28 protein-coding genes and 1 pseudogene are annotated in these 16259 nt (G+C 42.5%); 10 read left to right on the plus strand and 19 right to left on the minus strand.

What is annotated here, in order from left to right:
- Window positions 1–105: 105 nt before the first annotated feature.
- Window positions 106–753, plus strand: coding sequence for a Uma2 family endonuclease (locus QT990_RS17295; RefSeq protein ID WP_333465546.1), 648 nt, complete (start codon window positions 106–108; stop codon window positions 751–753).
- Window positions 754–937: 184 nt separating this feature from the next.
- Here QT990_RS17295 and QT990_RS17300 read toward each other — a convergent pair whose 3' ends face one another.
- Window positions 938–2317, minus strand: coding sequence for an ATP-binding protein (locus QT990_RS17300; RefSeq protein ID WP_333465547.1), 1380 nt, complete (start codon window positions 2315–2317; stop codon window positions 938–940).
- Between the two features lie 271 nt (window positions 2318–2588).
- On the opposite strand from QT990_RS17300, the gene QT990_RS17305 reads away from it, so the two are divergent.
- The 4 genes from QT990_RS17305 to QT990_RS17320 all read left to right on the plus strand — a co-directional run bounded on the left by QT990_RS17305 (window position 2589) and on the right by QT990_RS17320 (window position 5462).
- Window positions 2589–2906: a hypothetical protein gene (locus tag QT990_RS17305; RefSeq protein WP_333465548.1), complete on the plus strand. Its 318-nt coding sequence runs from the start codon at window positions 2589–2591 to the stop codon at window positions 2904–2906.
- A gap of 162 nt (window positions 2907–3068) precedes the next feature.
- Window positions 3069–3251 carry a hypothetical protein gene (locus QT990_RS17310; RefSeq protein ID WP_333329247.1) on the plus strand — a complete coding sequence of 61 codons (183 nt, stop codon included), beginning with the start codon at window positions 3069–3071 and terminating at the stop codon, window positions 3249–3251.
- Window positions 3252–3456: 205 nt separating this feature from the next.
- On the plus strand, window positions 3457–4281 hold the full coding sequence (locus tag QT990_RS17315) for a CFI-box-CTERM domain-containing protein (protein WP_333465549.1): 825 nt from the start codon (window positions 3457–3459) through the stop codon (window positions 4279–4281).
- 173 nt (window positions 4282–4454) lie between these two features.
- Window positions 4455–5462: a YqaE/Pmp3 family membrane protein gene (locus tag QT990_RS17320; protein WP_333196601.1), complete on the plus strand. Its 1008-nt coding sequence runs from the start codon at window positions 4455–4457 to the stop codon at window positions 5460–5462.
- Between the two features lie 123 nt (window positions 5463–5585).
- Here the strand turns inward: QT990_RS17320 and QT990_RS17325 are convergent, their stop codons facing one another.
- From QT990_RS17325 to QT990_RS17395, 15 genes are all read right to left on the minus strand, one after another.
- The gene (locus QT990_RS17325; RefSeq protein ID WP_333102745.1) at window positions 5586–6029 is read right to left on the minus strand and encodes a PIN domain-containing protein; all 444 of its coding nucleotides are present in this window, start codon (window positions 6027–6029) and stop codon (window positions 5586–5588) included.
- Complete coding sequence (locus tag QT990_RS17330) at window positions 6017–6232, minus strand: hypothetical protein (protein ID WP_333102747.1); 216 nt, start codon at window positions 6230–6232, stop codon at window positions 6017–6019. The genes QT990_RS17325 and QT990_RS17330 overlap by 13 nt, the downstream gene beginning before the upstream one ends.
- Window positions 6233–6303: 71 nt before the next feature.
- On the minus strand, window positions 6304–6480 hold the full coding sequence (locus QT990_RS17335) for a hypothetical protein (RefSeq protein WP_333465550.1): 177 nt from the start codon (window positions 6478–6480) through the stop codon (window positions 6304–6306).
- Between the two features lie 70 nt (window positions 6481–6550).
- The gene (locus tag QT990_RS17340) at window positions 6551–6844 is read right to left on the minus strand and encodes a DUF5615 family PIN-like protein (protein WP_333465556.1); all 294 of its coding nucleotides are present in this window, start codon (window positions 6842–6844) and stop codon (window positions 6551–6553) included.
- Window positions 6845–7069: a DUF433 domain-containing protein gene (locus QT990_RS17345; RefSeq protein ID WP_333031785.1), complete on the minus strand. Its 225-nt coding sequence runs from the start codon at window positions 7067–7069 to the stop codon at window positions 6845–6847.
- An 80-nt stretch (window positions 7070–7149) separates the two neighbouring features.
- A complete protein-coding gene (locus tag QT990_RS17350) occupies window positions 7150–7362 on the minus strand; it encodes a ParE family toxin-like protein (RefSeq protein WP_333143125.1) in 213 nt (70 codons plus the stop codon).
- A 369-nt stretch (window positions 7363–7731) separates the two neighbouring features.
- The gene (locus QT990_RS17355; protein WP_333143127.1) at window positions 7732–8118 is read right to left on the minus strand and encodes a type II toxin-antitoxin system VapC family toxin; all 387 of its coding nucleotides are present in this window, start codon (window positions 8116–8118) and stop codon (window positions 7732–7734) included.
- A complete protein-coding gene (locus tag QT990_RS17360; protein WP_333109591.1) occupies window positions 8111–8341 on the minus strand; it encodes a hypothetical protein in 231 nt (76 codons plus the stop codon). The genes QT990_RS17355 and QT990_RS17360 overlap by 8 nt, the downstream gene beginning before the upstream one ends.
- Window positions 8342–8468: 127 nt before the next feature.
- Window positions 8469–8729 carry a type II toxin-antitoxin system RelE family toxin gene (locus QT990_RS17365; protein WP_333054057.1) on the minus strand — a complete coding sequence of 87 codons (261 nt, stop codon included), beginning with the start codon at window positions 8727–8729 and terminating at the stop codon, window positions 8469–8471.
- Between the two features lie 2 nt (window positions 8730–8731).
- Window positions 8732–8944 (minus strand): hypothetical protein, encoded by a 213-nt coding sequence (locus QT990_RS17370; RefSeq protein WP_333143128.1) that lies wholly within the window; start codon window positions 8942–8944, stop codon window positions 8732–8734.
- A 73-nt stretch (window positions 8945–9017) separates the two neighbouring features.
- Window positions 9018–9149, minus strand: a complete 132-nt coding sequence (locus QT990_RS17375) for a hypothetical protein (RefSeq protein ID WP_333143129.1) — start codon at window positions 9147–9149, stop codon at window positions 9018–9020.
- Window positions 9146–9400, minus strand: a complete 255-nt coding sequence (locus tag QT990_RS17380) for a hypothetical protein (protein ID WP_333465551.1) — start codon at window positions 9398–9400, stop codon at window positions 9146–9148. Before QT990_RS17380 ends, QT990_RS17375 begins: the two co-directional genes overlap by 4 nt.
- Window positions 9401–9501: 101 nt before the next feature.
- Window positions 9502–9753 (minus strand): type II toxin-antitoxin system RelE family toxin, encoded by a 252-nt coding sequence (locus QT990_RS17385; RefSeq protein WP_015178207.1) that lies wholly within the window; start codon window positions 9751–9753, stop codon window positions 9502–9504.
- A complete protein-coding gene (locus QT990_RS17390) occupies window positions 9750–9992 on the minus strand; it encodes a hypothetical protein (RefSeq protein WP_333465552.1) in 243 nt (80 codons plus the stop codon). The genes QT990_RS17385 and QT990_RS17390 overlap by 4 nt, the downstream gene beginning before the upstream one ends.
- Before the next feature lie 163 nt (window positions 9993–10155).
- Window positions 10156–10293, minus strand: coding sequence for a hypothetical protein (locus QT990_RS17395; protein ID WP_333143133.1), 138 nt, complete (start codon window positions 10291–10293; stop codon window positions 10156–10158).
- A gap of 133 nt (window positions 10294–10426) precedes the next feature.
- Here QT990_RS17395 and QT990_RS17400 point away from each other — a divergent pair, with 133 nt between their 5' ends.
- Together QT990_RS17400 and QT990_RS17405 are read left to right on the plus strand one after the other, a co-directional pair.
- Entirely contained in the window at window positions 10427–10693 is a 267-nt protein-coding gene (locus QT990_RS17400; RefSeq protein WP_015178214.1) for a helix-turn-helix domain-containing protein, read from the plus strand.
- A gap of 71 nt (window positions 10694–10764) precedes the next feature.
- Window positions 10765–11022, plus strand: a complete 258-nt coding sequence (locus tag QT990_RS17405; protein ID WP_333465553.1) for a BrnA antitoxin family protein — start codon at window positions 10765–10767, stop codon at window positions 11020–11022.
- A gap of 38 nt (window positions 11023–11060) precedes the next feature.
- On the opposite strand, the gene QT990_RS17410 is transcribed toward QT990_RS17405, so the two are convergent.
- From QT990_RS17410 to QT990_RS17420, 3 genes and pseudogenes are all read right to left on the minus strand, one after another.
- A complete protein-coding gene (locus tag QT990_RS17410; protein WP_333465554.1) occupies window positions 11061–11228 on the minus strand; it encodes a type II toxin-antitoxin system RelE/ParE family toxin in 168 nt (55 codons plus the stop codon).
- 239 nt (window positions 11229–11467) lie between these two features.
- Window positions 11468–11698: a hypothetical protein gene (locus tag QT990_RS17415; protein WP_333143136.1), complete on the minus strand. Its 231-nt coding sequence runs from the start codon at window positions 11696–11698 to the stop codon at window positions 11468–11470.
- Between the two features lie 188 nt (window positions 11699–11886).
- A pseudogene (locus QT990_RS17420) lies at window positions 11887–13098 on the minus strand (glycosyltransferase).
- 122 nt (window positions 13099–13220) lie between these two features.
- On the opposite strand from QT990_RS17420, the gene QT990_RS17425 reads away from it, so the two are divergent.
- The 3 genes from QT990_RS17425 to glcD all read left to right on the plus strand — a co-directional run bounded on the left by QT990_RS17425 (window position 13221) and on the right by glcD (window position 16243).
- Window positions 13221–13613, plus strand: a complete 393-nt coding sequence (locus tag QT990_RS17425; RefSeq protein ID WP_333143137.1) for a transporter — start codon at window positions 13221–13223, stop codon at window positions 13611–13613.
- A gap of 200 nt (window positions 13614–13813) precedes the next feature.
- Window positions 13814–14698, plus strand: coding sequence for a DUF6671 family protein (locus QT990_RS17430; RefSeq protein WP_333143138.1), 885 nt, complete (start codon window positions 13814–13816; stop codon window positions 14696–14698).
- 69 nt (window positions 14699–14767) lie between these two features.
- Window positions 14768–16243: a glycolate oxidase subunit GlcD gene (gene glcD, locus QT990_RS17435; protein WP_333308277.1), complete on the plus strand. Its 1476-nt coding sequence runs from the start codon at window positions 14768–14770 to the stop codon at window positions 16241–16243.
- Window positions 16244–16259: the final 16 nt, after the last annotated feature.

Consider the following 16259-nt stretch of genomic DNA (forward strand, 5'->3'; position numbering starts at 1 on the left):
AGGACTTAGGGAATGTACACAGGTTTTGGATACGGTCAAGGGCGATCGATCTAATTAAATTAGATCCATTTATAATAGGGTTAAAGTTCTCGTGGAGTATTTGCAATGGTTCAAACCCTGGCGTACAGTAAAGAAGAGCTTACAGGTTGTCACCTGGTTTTACATGATATCAGTTGGGAAACCTACGAACACTTGTTAGAAATATTTGCCGAACGTTCAACGCCGCGCATGACTTACTATCAGGGCACTTTAGAACTCATAGTACCTTTACCAGAACATGAGAGGTATAGCTGGACTCTCGGACGACTAATTGTAGCGCTGTCTGAGGAAATTGGGATTGAAATTATCGGATTAAAATCATCTACTTGGCGTTCGGAACCCAAAAAAGCTGGTAACGAAGCTGATGAATGTTTTTATATCCAAAATGAAGCTTTAATGCGGGGAAAGTTAACTATCGATCTCAAAAATGACCCGCCGCCAGACTTAGCTGTGGAAATGGATTTGACTAGCTCATCTATCAATAAAATGGCGGTTTATGCGGAACTTAAAGTGCCGGAGGTTTGGATTTGGAAGAAGGGGAAACTAATAATTAATATTTTAAATGATACGGGTTATGTCGAGTCGGAAACCAGTTTGGCATTTGGCTCGTTTCCTGTCAAAGAACTGGCACAGTTTATGCACCTAGACTCAGACAAGGGAGAGAATGCGAGAATTAGAGAGTTTCGGGAATGGGTGCGATCGCACTTAAATTAAATCCGGGTTTGTTACCTCGACATTTTGCACGATTTTTAATAACCTGTAGGGGCGGGTTCGCCAATAGCCTGAAAGCTTGCAGACAGATTAAATAAACCCGCCCTCCCCCACAAATAACCCTGTCTGGAAAAATAAAGACGGCGGTTGAAACCGCGTCTACACAAACAAAGTCCGCCTACGCGGACTAAGAAGACTGAGTTTTTACATACTGTTTCAGCACAGGATTTAAACTAAACAAAGTTATCTTTTCCTGTTCCTGCGTATCCAATAAAAACCGATTTCCAAGAGATCGCACTGCATTGACTATTTCTGACGGCGAAAATGGTATTTTGTTGAAAATTTGCGACACAGCAACGGGTTCAAGTTGATTAGCCAGGTGAACCATCACTGCCAATTCTGCCGCAGTCAAACGCCCAAAAGGTTGAGATAACTGTGATTGCAACCCTTCATCTAAAATTGGCATCTCGCACTGCAAAAACTCAGAAACTCTCCCCCCAAACAACTCTTGAATCAGCGTTGCAGTGAACTCCAACCACAGAGGATTGCCTTGATAAATATCAATCAAAGTTGACCATGTTTCCTCATCGGATAACTTTTGTGAGTTCAAAATTTCTTTAGCTGCTTCTCCTAAACTTCCCAAGACAAAACATCGCACGGGATGATTATCTTTTGATAATCTGGCAATTTCTCTGGGTTTTTCCCAACTATTCAATATCAAACAACTTTGATGACAAACTTCGGCAATTAGTTTAAAAAATAACTGATAATCTTCATATCCAGTTTTATATTGTCCCGCTAGTTGTCCGCTGCCCAAAAGCATCTGTACGTCATCGAGGACAATCAGGCATCGGTTTTTTCGCAGGTAATCGAGGATTTGGGAAATTTTGGTTTCGATGTTTTGGGGAATTTCTGATTGTTGGGAAAAGATTTGCAGCAGGTTGGTGAGGGTTGCGTCTAGGGTGGGGGAAAAGCGGAGGCTGCGATAGATGACGTAATCGAATTGGGTTTTGATGCGATCGATTAGGCTTAGGGAGAGGGTTGTTTTGCCGATGCCGCTGATTCCGAGGAGTGCGATTAGGCGAGTGTGTTCCTGTGTTATCCAGTTTTCGAGGGTGGAGAGTTCGGAAGTGCGATCGAAAAACGTGAATATTTCCGGTGAGTCGCCTAAGTCTATGTGGAGTTGTTTAGAAGTTGGTTGAGGGTTTTGGGGTTCTGTTGGACTTCTCGCCCTTTCTTGACAAATATTGACGTTATTTGTTACATGATCTCTACCAATAGCTGATGGAGAATTATAAAACTTTGCCCTTTCCAGTATTGCTCTAACATTTACTTTACTAACGTCTTCGCCGAAGACATATGATAGTATCTTCCATAATTCAGAAGCAGCAACCCTAACATAACCTTCACTACAATCACGGTCTTGCGCTATTTTTGTTGCATATTTTCGACCTTGGAGCACTTCTTTTAAAATAGCTTCTTGCAGGTCGTCTAAGTGCTTTCCTGTTTTAGAAAAAACTTTTTCATCGGCAAATCTTAAGACTTCCTTAAGCTCCATAGGTCGCATTTGAGGTAATTTTTACTGATTATAACTTATTTTTTATAACTTTTTAGATAACAAAACATAACATTTTCTAACGTGATGGAGTGGGCGATGGGGAAATGGGGTCGTTGTATGATTTTTTTTAGTAGAGGTTGGTTGCACTGAGAGCGATCGTGCTACATCCGGGCTGGTCGATATTTCTGGCATTTGCGGGGTGTCTGGGTTCATTCCCGACATTATCGGAGTCATCCTTTTACTATAACTTAATTGAGCATTTCTAATAAGGAAAAAGTCTATGCCTAATTGGCCTGACAATAACAATATTCAATCAACTGGTGATGGTCGCTACTACAAAGTAGCTACAGATGCAGATCACATTCTCGTGGGCAATACTGAAAATGATATTAAGTATGGAGAAGACAAAAATTCACAAACCCATGCTCACTATATCAAAGAAAATGGACAATGGTATGTTACAAATAGGCAAGGACGTCAACACCAAGAAATAGTTGCCAGCTATGGCAGACAAAAGTACGGAGAAAGTGTATATGGAACTCCTGGTGCATCCGTTGATGAAGGAGTTAGTAGTTGGTTAGACGGATTATTGCGTTAAAGAGATGAGAAAAGTTGCGATCACACTCTCTAACTTACTATGCGGTAGTGGGAATAATGGAAGAGAGTGCAGGGATGATGCTTCACCAAACCTGCTAGTCAGAGTTCTGTTAATACTGAGATTGAGTTGAATCTTAATCTTACAAAAATTAAGGGAGTAGTTATGGCTAGAAAACACATGGGTACAGTTAAAACGCCGACAGATTCTTCTTACGATTATTATTGGGACGAGGATACTGGCGAAGTATATGTTGGTCCTAACTCTGCGGGTAAAGCCTCATCCGCTGAGGAAGCTTGGCGTAAAGCTAATTTCTACGCAACTACGCTTCAGAAATGGAAGGATTGATTGAGAAAAGTTGCGATCGCCCACATTTACAGAAAAAGTTAAAGGTTGGGCGATCGATCTCTCGAATCTACTATGCGGTAGCGCAAAGGATGGGAGAGGGTGCAGGGGGCGATCGCCCACATTTACAGGAAAATTTAAAGGTTGGGCGATCGATCACAAAAATGTACTGATTTATTGTTTTAAAATCTTAAATTGGAGTTAAAAAATGGGTAAAATAACTGAAGATGATTATATAGGAACTCCTGCCATCGTATTGTTTGAACACGCTTCAGAATTATATTTAAAAGCCCTAGAATGTCAGAAAGCACAACGTTATGAAGATGCTCTTGTCAAATATAACAGTGCTTTAGGTTTATTAGAGACTTTTTTTAAGTTTTGCGAAAGCGATACGAATATCGTTTCTCTACCAAGCAAAATTCTTTTTCTTTTTTTGCTCTTTGACTTAGTTGATAAAGTTAAAAACTGTTATGGTGAACTTAGAGAACCTTATAAATTCTCAGTATTCCAGAACTTTTTTTTGGAAATAATAGAGACAATTGGGAAATATGAAAAAGCCTTAAATCCCAAGCAAGTTATTCTCTATAAAAATATAACTAAAGCAACAAAATTAACTTATGAAAAAATTCCATTAGCTGAATTTACTACAGCAATTTTAGAAGAGACATCTCAAGTTGGTGATAATTCAGATGATCCCACATTTATAGAACTGGTTTCAAATTATAAAAAATGTTGTTCCTATAAAACATTTCTTGTACCATCCAAAGGAGTTGTTATTGAGGATAGTAGCTCTTGCTTCATTGCCACAGCAGCTTACTGCACTTCCGCACACCCAGACATCGACACCTTCCGCAATTTCCGGGACAAAAAACTTTTAACTAATCCTGTAGGTAAAGGATTAGTCAGCTTATACTACAAGATCAGCCCTAGCATCGCTAACTATGTGAAAAAGCAGCCGGTTATCAAGAGCTTTTTAAGACAGCAGCTAGAGCGTTTAGCTGAGTGGATGCGTAGCCAAGAAATTAAAAGTTAGTATAGTTTTAAAAAGAACTATTTAACAAGCAGCGGGAAAAAGCGATCGCCCTTATCTTCCCAAAGTACGATCAATCGCCCCTACTTTCTTATTTAGTTGAGCAGTTGGATTATCTCCCCATCGCGCTGATTTGGTAGCTAGAATATACTATTCGTTATTAGTAGGTGGTAAAAATGAGTACCAATGAAGACTTGTTTCGTAGAGCAGAATTAAATTATAAAAATAAAAATTATCAAGCAGCTATTGAAGACTATACCCGATTCTTGCAACTAAACCCCAATGAATCCAAAGCTTACTGGCAGAGAGGTGTTGTCTGGGTAGATTTGGGAAACAATCAAGAAGCTATTAAAGATTACACTCAATTTTTAAAATTTCGACCTGATGTGGTTGACGTGTATGTAGCCCGTGCCGCTATTTTCAAAGATGCGGGTAACTTACAAAGAGCAATAGATGATTGCACTCACGCTCTATCTGTGGGTAGTGATTGGGATCATATAGCATACAGTTTAAGAGGCGATTGTTATGGTGTATTAGAAAACTATCAGGCTGCGCTTCAAGATTATAACCAAAGCATTCGTTTAGATCCTGAAGAAATTGAAAACTATCAAAAAAGAGGCTTTATTCACCAAGAACTCAAAAATTACCATGAAGCGATTGAAGATTTAACTAAAGTATTGGGTCGCAATTCTGAAAATTCAGAAGTAGTTCACTGTTATCATCTTCGCGCTGGATGCCATCAAGGGCTTGGCAATTGGGCGGAAGCAATTAGGGATTTTACAGAGGTAATCCGTAGAGATCCTACTTACTATAGAGCTTACATTGGACGAGGTGGAGCTTATGGGTTCTTGAATGATAGGGAAAGTGCAGCTTCAGACTTGGATACAGCACTTAGATTATCCCAGGCTCAGGGAGATACTGATGCATACCAGAGCGCTATGATGGTGATTAAATTACTGGGGATTACGAAAAAAAGTAGTGACAGCAATATCAGTGATAATACGCCAAGCCCCGTTCCAGTGCTGCACGTAGTCGCGGCGATTTTGTTTCCCCCGCTGGGCGTATTTTTGACGGTTGGGCTTGGCATTCATTTTTGGATCAGCCTGGTGCTCACACTCGTTTTTACCTGGATTCCCGGCATTATCCACGCTGTTTGGCTGGTTTACAATCACGATCGAAGTTAAGCAGTAGGGAAGTACGATCGCCCTTATTTCCCCAAAGCGCGATCGCCCTTATCTTCCCAAAGTACGATCGCCCTTTTTTCCCAAAGTGCGATCGCCCCTCTCTTCCCATCCAAAAATACTCCCTCAACTTCTCAAATTCTCCAACACTAAAACCGTTAACCCCGGTAAAGAAGGCAACCGCGCATCATTTGTCAAGAAAAACGAAGCACCCTCACGGATAGCTGTAGCCATTTGAATGGAATCGGGCGATCGCAAATTGTAAGTTGCTCTCAGTTGTGCCGCTGTTTCAGCAATATCTGGAGTTAATTCAACAACAGTTAAACTTTCTTGATTCATCAATATTTCACGATATTCTTGAGCCAAGGCAGTATTTTTCTGTCGCAGGGGATGAACTAGCACTTCTACGAGCGTTACTGTTGATGTCACTATCCTAAAATCACCGCGATTAAACGATTTAAAGAAAAGCAGCATCATCTCTAGATATTTTGGATTTTGCTCCATAAAGTAAATCAGAGGCGCAGTATCCAATCCGACAACTTGTCCCTGTAACTGAGCTATCCATTCCATGAATCTCTTTCCCGATCGACATATTCTTGAGCATCAATCCCATGCCAAATTTCCTTACCCAAACCTGATAATTCTAAAATACTGCGCTTCGGCTTAGGAATCACCCGTTGACGAATATGTGCAAACAATTCAGAGATGAGTCGCATTTGCTCATCTGGTGCAAGTTTGAGAACCTGAGTCAGTACCGTGCTGTAAGTAGACATAGACTCTTCATTAAGATTTTTGGGCTGATTGTCATTATAGCAATTTAGGAGCTAGGCAAATACGATCGCCCTTATCTTCCCCAAGTACGATCGCCCTTATTTCCCCAAGTACGATCGCCCTTATTTCCCCAAGTACGATCGCCCTTATTCCCCCAAGTGCGATCGCCCTTATCTTCCCCAAGTACGATCGCCCTTATTTCCCCAAAGCGCGATCGCCCTTTGCTTTCCAACACCAAACTAATTAACACCCTATCTAAGCGGTTTTCTAAACCGATATTTATCAGGTTCTACAACCACAAATGCCCCTTTCAGTTCTACTTAAGAGTAATTTTCTATAACTCCTGCTAGTTCCTTATGAACTTCATTCAGCATTTTAGGTAAGACTCGAAAGTAAATCACACCTGTTCCGATCGCCCTCACAAAAACAAGATTTCCGTAATCTCTGTCTCGCGTAACCAGGATGCGATTTTCTGCTTGCGCTACTCTCAGTATTTCTTCATCACTTGCTTGCGCTAGACCCATCTGAGCGACAACAATTACATCATGTCCTGCATCAATCAAAAACTTTGTGGTGACAGCATACACATCTTGATCGATCAGAAACTTCCTAATTTAAGCTAATGCCAAATGCACATCTTCAGCCGCCACCAGTGCGATCGCATAACGCAAGCACGCCCGAATATCATCCATTTCCAGATCGGGATAGTAGTCTCGGATAATTTCTCCAAAAGAAAGCCCTTCATTTAGTAATTCGAGAACGCTTTGTACAGTAATGCGCGTACCCATTATGCAAGGCTTACCGAAGTGAATTTGAGGGTTGACGGAGATTCTGTCCATTTTGACCACGCAGCTCTATGTCTCTTCTATTTTAAGTCATCAGGTAGGCGATCGCAACCTGTATTTTTTCACCAGTGGCATTATTTACCAATCAGCCGATCGTACTCTGCGTGAGTACCAATCCAAAACCACAAAATACCTGTTTCAATTTCAACACCCAACGCCCGATAAGCCTGTCCGGCCCTTACAGACCAATAATTACCAACCTTCTTAAAATGCAGAGAAGGATGAGACGGATCTGCCTTCAGCAACTCATAACACTGATCTGCTGTAGCTTGTACATTTGATGGCAAAGCATTGTAACAATCCCAAAATTTTCTCCTTCGTGTAGTGCATTAAATCTCTCGATAGTTACCACTCTCAAAATCTGCGATCGCCTCTGCTGCTAAAGCATCCAGTTTACCCTCAGCAATATCTTTCTCTAACTGAACATCCCATCATTGGTAATCCAAATTCATAAACCACTCTAACAACTCTCCAATCTTGTTGGGCGGAAGTTGGAGAATCGCATTTTCTATCTGTTCAATAGTCAACATAGGCTATCTTAACTTACACTAAATTTCGTTGATTTTTTGGCGGGGTATTTATTATATCTCAATTCGGGATTCGGGGAAAAGCGATCGCCCTTATCTTCCCCAAAGTACGATCGCCCCTTCTTTTACCTAATCAAATGGATTCAATATAGTTAACCCATTAACACGCTTAAAATCCTTAGCATTGCGAGTCACCAAAACACATCCCTCAACTAAAGCACAGGCGGCAATTACACCATCACCTAGTTTTAAGCGATAATCTCGGCGAATATGGGCTGCACTATCTAACACTGATTCTGTCAATGATACGCACTTAAGAAGCCTCAAAAATTCTCGCATCTCATTCGCTTGTTCTTCTGTCAATGCCGGGTAACAAAGTAACTCCACCCAACTAATCGGAGAGTAAAATGCCTCTGCATCTCCAGCTTCAATCTCATCAAATATAGGCTGAACCTCCGGCTCGTCATAGAAGTAGTAAATCAGAATGTTGGTATCGAGAAGATATTTATTAATCATCCCATTCTTCTCTAAGTTGCAACTGGAATTCCAAAGCATCCACACGATACGGCAAAAAACCTCGCCATCTCTTTAAATTTTTCCTGGGCAATCTTTCACTGCTACTCTGAGTCTGGGTTGTTACCCGATCGCGCATCAAAGCTGACAATACTTCTAAAAGCTGCTGTTGCTCGTCAGGAGTAAGATTTTGAGCCTGACTCAGTACCTCGCTATAAGTAGACATAGGCTTTATGTTGAGATTTTTGGGCTGATTGTCATTATAGCAATTTAGGATCGAGGGAAGTGCGATCGCCCTTATTTTCCCAGAGTACGATCGCCCTTAATTTTCCCAAAGTGCGATCGCACTTCAGTTAATCATAAATTTCTCTCCGGTGTCCAATCTGGTGAATAGTAATCACCTTTAAATCATCATCAAAAGAATAAATTACCCGATAATCACCCACTCTTAACTTAAAGAAACCTGCCAGATTAGCCGACAACGGCATAGGAGTAATTTGTTCAAAATTTTCAGCCAACCAATTGATTTTATTACCTATACGCTCCTGCACAGCCTGAGTCAATCTTTCTTGGTTAACCAGAGCTTCTGCAGTCAACTCAACCGAATAGCTCATTACTATTTTATGCCGAGTTTTTGATAAACTTCCCCAGGTTCGACGCTACTTTTTCCTGCTTGTTTGCGCTTCGTTGACTCTAACAATTTCTGCTTGACTTCTTCCTTAACTTCTAAACCTGCATCAGGATCGCCCAAATATTCTTCTAAACACTGTTCCACGGTATGCCGAATTAAGTCCCGCAATTGGTCAACTGTCATGTCTTTGACTTGCATCTTAATCTCCTAGTCTGTGGGATTATCAATAATAAATAATAGCAACTTTAGTACGGTTGTATCTGTAACTTAGCTATCCATTTTTAGAGTAATTTTCTCTAACTCCTGCTAGTTCCTTAACTTTGATGATAACAGGACGGGTTCCTCCTTGTTCAGAACCCTCAACAAATTCAAGTCTAGCATCATAGACTTCTCCCCGGTTCATACAGGAGATTCTCCCAATTGCAGCGCTTCCCAACTCGCTACCGCAAACTCAGCCTCCATCTGTAGCACTTGAGCTTGATACTCTGGATCTTGTACCATTTCAATCAGTGCTGCATCAATTTCCGATCGTTTACCTTGAGTTTGGGCTGTTACCCGATCGCGCATCAAAGCTGACAATACTTCTAAAAGCTGCTGTTGCTCGTCAGGAGTAAGATTTTGAGCCTGACTCAGTACCTCGCTATAAGTAGACATAGGCTTTATGTTGAGATTTTTTGGCTGATTGTTATTATAGCAATTTAGGATCGAGGGAAGTGTGATCGCCCTTTTCTTCCCCAAATAAAGTGCGATCCCCCTTATTTGTAAACATCTCCCCTAGAATTAATCGCAGTCACAACATATACTTGATTTTCCCTGTCTTCTACAAAAAGTATCCGATATTTACCCACTCGCAGCCTTAATTCAGGACGACCTTTAAGTTGCTTAATGTCAAGCCCTCTATCGTCACTTACTAAAGTATCTAAAGCCTTGACAATTCGTACTTGGTCATCCGGTTGCATTCGCGATAAATAGCGTTCTGCTGCTTTCAGGAGAATGTAGTCAGTCAATTTTTTTCTCCAAATAGCTTCAATTTGAGTTCTTGGGAGGATATCCCCCGATCGCGACCAGCTTGGTAATCTTGCCAAGCAGCCTCGCTCTCTGCTATTTCTTCTGCTGAAATTACTTCATCATCTTCGGCAACTTCTTCCCGTAACTGAATCATCTTTTTCAATTCTTCTAATAACCGCAGTTTGTCTGCAAGCGTGAGGCTTTTAACTTGATTCAGTACCTTGCTATAAGTAAACATAGATTTGGTTGTAAGAGTTTTTGCTTGCTCTCTATTATATCTCCATTTAAAATTATGGGAAAAGCGATCGCCCTTTTATTCCCAAAGTTCGATCGCTCTTATACTATCTTGCACAATTTGTTAGCTGTTGCGAATTCACCTCAAAGGATCTCGCAAACTCCGCTTACGGCAGCAATCTTTTGATAATCCGCAAGTGTTCCTCGGCGTCGTTTCGGCGGCGAAAACGCGCCACAGTCAGGCGTTGCAGGTTGGGCAGGTGGCGGTAAATCACCCACGGGTAAAGTTGTTGTTTGTAGTTCATCCTAGTTCTGCAATAGATTGCGGACAAAATGAGACACTAGAAAGGCAGGGCTGATTTCCCGTACTCTGCCCTTTTGCTGTCTATATAGACATAGTGTCTGGACAAAGTTGTTTTCTCAAGTAGTCTAGACACTATGTCACATTTTGTAATGATTAAGCGAAGACAACCTCAAGAAGAAGCTGGCGAATCACCGCTGAAAAAACTCAGAGATGAGTTAGGAATGTCCCAAGAAGAATTTGCTCGGCAAATTGGGACATCGGTACGCACTGTGAGTCGCTGGGAAGCCGGAGATAACGTGCCGACATTCACAATTGCCCAGATGAAAGCTTTGGCAAATTTTTTGCGATCGCGCGGGTTAACTCTTGATGACTTGCCCGATCGCTTTGGCCCGCCTGAGTGAGTATCCGATCGCCCTTTATGCTATACTCTAAGTATATACGCTTTGTATATACATTTTTAGGTACTTTGAATATGACTATCTCGCGCAAACGACTTGAAGAATTAGAAAATATTCCAGAATCCGCAATCGATACCTCTGATATTCCTGAATTAGATGCGATTTTTTGGGCAAAAGCAAAACTCGTAACACCACTGACAAAACAAGCTATTTCTTTAAGGGTTGATAGCGATGTATTAGATTGGTTTAAAAGCCAAGGAAAAGGCTATCAATCTCTAATGAACGCTGTGCTGCGCTCTTATGTTGAACATCACGTAAAAAGCAGTGAATAAATAAATGTGCGATCGCCCTTATCTTCCCAAAGTGCGCCCTAATACACTTCACGACGATGAGCAATAACAGTCACAACCACACGCTTTTGCTCATCATCAATGTCATAAACTACCCGATAATCTCCAACGCGATAGCGATAGTATCCAGCTAATTCGCCTTTGAGTTGCTTAATATTTGGATGACTGCGAGGGTCAGTTTTCAACATCTCAAAACATCTATAGCAATCCTAAATCATTCATGTAAATTTGTAGGGGTAGTGCTACCCCTACTCCCCGTGCCTACCCCCTATCTATCGGGGCAACCACAGGGGGATTGCCCCTACAATAATTAGGCGAATGATTTAGGGTTGCTATATCTAGCTTGCGTTGTAAAGAAGCTGATGCTTCTTCAAAAAACTCCTGAGCATCAAAGCTAAGAACGACTGAATAAAACTTTAGACTTTCATCAGTATTTTCGTTTGAGTTGCTCAACGGTCGTCACCTTACCTGCTGCTACATCTTTTTGGGCTTTATTAAATACTTCAAGAAAACCGGGAATTTTTAATAATTCCACCGTAGCTTCATTGCTTTCACGTTCTGCTAAATAAGCTAAGAAATCAGCCACAACGATCAGCCGTTCAGGAGATAAGCGATCTATGGATTGCTTAAGATTCTGGCGAAGTTCTTGAGTTTTCATAGTTCATAGCTATTGAAAATTATTAGAGCTGGCTATTTTATTATACCAGATAGTCTGAAATTTGGCTCCTGCGGCCCTGATTTTGCCTGCATTGCGATCGCCCCGATATTGCCTGCAGTGCGATCGCCCTGAACTTCCTCTGCATGGAAATTTAGTTTTGAGGACGGTTGCCAGTAACTTTAATGTGATCACCTACGCTTCAAGCTCAGCACGCTGAGAAAAAAGCTCGACAAAACCATCTGCAAACCGACAGTCAGGCAAGTGAGCGAGGGAATAACCAAACGCAGAGTTTTAGAAGGGTCGAGAGTACCAAAAGCCGTTTCGCTCCAGATAGTTAATGACAAGAACGAGCCAACTATTCCGATTAATATCAGCGTGACTCCGACAATCAATCCTGTCTCTAGGGTGACATAGCGAAATATTTTGTTGACTTTGGGGTCTTCGGGCAGGAATTTCTCGCTGATGGCGAAAATTTTGGTGAAAAAAGCGAAAGTTACTGCTTGAAAACCGATGATAATTGCGATCGCACCATAAAGCAACGTGTGTACATCAAAGCTGATACTCCCAATCTTTTGAGTACCGGGTAACAGCCAAACCACGATAATTATGCCCCCAATCATCAGCGCAGTACCCGGATACAAAAACAGCCACCGAGGACTGTAAAGCAGCAAAAATCGCAGGTGCCGCCAGCCATCTCGCCAAGTTCGCAAGTGCGGCGGACGGCTGCGCCCGTCGGGAGAAAGTACGGTTGAGATTTCAGTTATCCGCAGCTTGTATACAGAGGCCTTGACTACCATTTCGCTAGCAAATTCCATCCCCGTTGTTTGCAAGTCGAGTTTCAAAATTGAGTCTCTCCTAAAACCCCTGAGTCCGCAGTGAAAATCGCCGACGGGACTTGCAAAAAATAGCCGCCCAACCCATGTCAGCACCGGATTTCCTAAATATTTGTGCAGCGGCGGCATTGCACCCGGTTTGATGCCCCCTTGAAAGCGGTTTCCCATCACTAAGTCGAAACCTTCTCGCAATTTGTTGACAAAAGCGCCGAGGTTGGAAAAATTGTAGCTGTCGTCAGCATCGCCCATGATAATATAAACTCCGCGGGCTGCGATGATTCCTCCCATCAGAGCGCTGCCTTAGCCTTTAGCTGCTACGGGCAGAACTCTCGCTCCCATTCTGGTAGCGATATCTTGAGAACCGTCAGTGCTGCCGTTGTCTGCTATGATGATCTCGCCGGCCATATCAAGTTCGCGCAGGAACTTCTGTGCCTTCTCGATGCAGATTTCTAAAGTTTCTGCTTCGTTCAGACAAGGCATGAGTATCGATAGTTCTAGAGTATATTCTCCGGTTGGGTTGGTCGGCTCTGCCATATATGGGTTCCACTCTCGATCGCGATCGACCATACTTGATTTTCCTGTATCTCTGCTAAAAATATTAGTGGTGAATAAAACCTAGCAAAACTTAATTAAAGTTTTTCCGGTTTTGGGAACGGCAATTTTTGATTGTACTATAGGTTAATAAACTTATGAATAGAAGCGTGTTTTTGTTATTGCTGGCTGCAATATTGTGCGGCGTCGCCGGTCAATTCAGTCTGAAGGCAGGAGCTAAAATATTAGGGCCCATTGGCGCTGCTAATTTAATAGAAAAAATTATAGCAATGGCTACTGAGCCTTTGATAGTAAGTGGTCTTTCTTTGTATGCAATTTCTTCGATCGGCTTTATTGTAGTTTTGTCGCGGGCACACCTTAGCATAGTCTCACCTTTACTGTCAATTAGTTACTTGTTTACTGTTTTAGGTGGCAAACTGATATTTCACGAGCCTTTGCCGCCGCTGCGGTTGGTAGGCGTGGGGCTAATTATGACAGGAGTAATTTTTGTACTCAGAGGTCAAGCTGGGGGAGTGACTGGAGGGAACTAATACGATTTTAGATTTTAGATTTTAGATTTTAGATTTTAGATTTTAGATTGAAGAATTTTAAATTAAGTCCACAGGTGAATATCATGAATATTTAACTGAGGTCTAAAATTTTTACTCGCAAGTTAAGTCAGGGTTTCTATCGGTTGTGGGGCGGTGGAAAGGGTGTATGTGAGTTTTTTTTCCTAAAATGATGCTGCTGTATGTCTAATATTTATGAGCCTGTGAATCCCAATCAATTATTGAGCTATCGCACCGCAGTTATTGCTACCATGCACCAAAAAGAACGGGTAATGGCTCCCATTTTGGAACGAGAATTGGGCGTAAATATCCTAGTACCTGCGGCGCTTGACACTGACGCATTCGGCACCTTCACCAGAGAAGTTAAACGCTTAGGAACACAAATAGAAGCGGCTCGCCATAAAGCACAAAAAGCCCTAGAAATTGCGGGCGAAACTCTTGCCTTTGCCAGCGAAGGTTTTTTCGGCCCTCACCCAATGATGCCGTATCTGCCAGCTAACAGAGAAATCGTAATTTTATTAGATCGAACCAACAATCTAGAACTAATCGGTGACTCTTTCTCCGTGGAAACTAACTACAGTCACCAGTTAGTTTCCAGTATACAAGAAGCAGATGATTTTGCGAAAAAAGCGGGATTTCCCGAACATGGACTGGTGGTTGTAGTTGGCGACGCTGCCCTCGGTAACGGCGAAATTGTCAAGGGAATTAGGACAGAAAAAAAACTTTTTGACGCTGTTACAGCAGGCTTAAAAAAATCGTCAACCGGCCGAGTTCACATCGAAACAGATATGCGGGCGATGTACAATCCAACTCGGATGAAAAACATCGAAAATGCAACTCTCGATTTAGTTAAAAAATTTAAGCAATTCTGCCCGGAGTGCGGTTGGCCGGGGTTCGATATTGCTGAGACGAAAATCGGATTGCCCTGCGGACTTTGCTATTTTCCGACTCAGCTAGTGCGATCGGCAATCTATAAATGCAAAAACTGCGGTTATACTAAAGAAAAACTATTTCCCGACGGTCGAGACACTGCCGATCCTTCCCTGTGTCAATATTGCAACCCTTAGAAAAATAATTGGCTAAACTTAGTAAAATTTGCAACAATATTATTGATAGTTCCCTAATAAAAATCACTAATGATAGCCGTAGAAACAGAACGCAACTGGAAACCCGTTATTAAAGAATTCGAGGCTGTAGTTGGCAAAAATGGCGTCGTGCAGCGCCGCGAAGAATTGATTGTCTACGAGTGCGACGGACTCGCCAGCTACCGCCAGCGCCCCGCCCTGGTGGTATTGCCTCGAACTACCGAGGAAGTGGCGCAAGTGGTCAAAATATGCGATCGCAACTCAATTCCCTGGGTGGCTAGAGGCGCAGGCACCGGCCTTTCCGGCGGCGCTTTGCCTGTAGAAAACTGCGTGCTGATTGTTACTGCCCTGATGCGAAAAATCCTGAAAGTAGACTTAGAAAATCAGCAAGTAGTCGTGCAACCGGGAGTAATTAATAACTGGGTAACGCAAGCAGTTAGCGGCGCCGGTTTCTACTACGCCCCCGATCCTTCCAGTCAAATTATTTGTTCGATTGGCGGCAACGTTGCCGAAAATTCTGGCGGCGTTCACTGCCTCAAATACGGAGTCACAACAAATCACGTTTTAGGATTAAAATTGGTACTTCCCGACGGTTCAATTGTCGATGTCGGTGGCGAAATTTCCGAAATGCCCGGTTACGATTTAACTGGTGTATTTGTCGGTTCCGAAGGCACATTAGGAATCGCCACAGAAGTTACTTTACGAATTCTCAAAGCGCCGGAATCGATTTGCGTTCTCCTAGCGGATTTTTCCAGTATAGAAGCAGCGGGCGAATCAGTTTCCGATATTATCAGCGCTGGTATTATTCCCGGCGGCATGGAAATTATGGATAACATCAGCATCAATGCTGTGGAAGATGTGGTAGCAACTGGATGTTATCCCCGCGATGCGGCGGCAATTCTCCTCGTAGAAATCGACGGTTTAGAAGTGGAAGTTGCCACAAACAAACAGCGGATTGCTGATATTTGCAAGCATAACGGAGCACGAAATATCACCACGGCAACCGACGCGGAAACGCGCCTAAAAATTTGGAAAGGGCGGAAAGCTGCTTTTGCGGCGGCGGGTCATCTCAGCCCGGATTATTACGTGCAAGACGGCGTGATTCCACGAACGCAAATGGCTTATGTTTTGAAAGAAATTGAGGGCTTGAGCGAGAAATACGGTTATCGAATTGCTAATGTATTTCATGCGGGAGACGGGAATTTGCACCCGCTGATTCTGTACGATAACTCGGTAAAAGGTGCGCTGGAAAAGGTGGAAGAATTGGGCGGGGAAATTCTCAGGCTTTGCGTGAAAGTTGGGGGAAGTCTTTCGGGGGAACACGGCATCGGCGCTGACAAGAAGTGTTTTATGCCGGATATGTTTTCGGAGGTAGATTTGGAGACGATGCAGTGGGTGCGCCAGGTGTTTAATCCGAAAGGTTTGGCGAATCCTGGGAAGATGTTTCCGACGCCGAAGACTTGCGGGGAAGCGGCGAGGGCTAAGGTTGAAACTTTTAAGAAGTTGGAGGGTGCAGAGGTTTTTTAATTCGCTTTTTATGCGG

This window comes from Microcoleus sp. T3_B1 (assembly GCF_036700445.1).
Taxonomy (GTDB): Bacteria; Cyanobacteriota; Cyanobacteriia; order Cyanobacteriales; family Microcoleaceae; genus Microcoleus.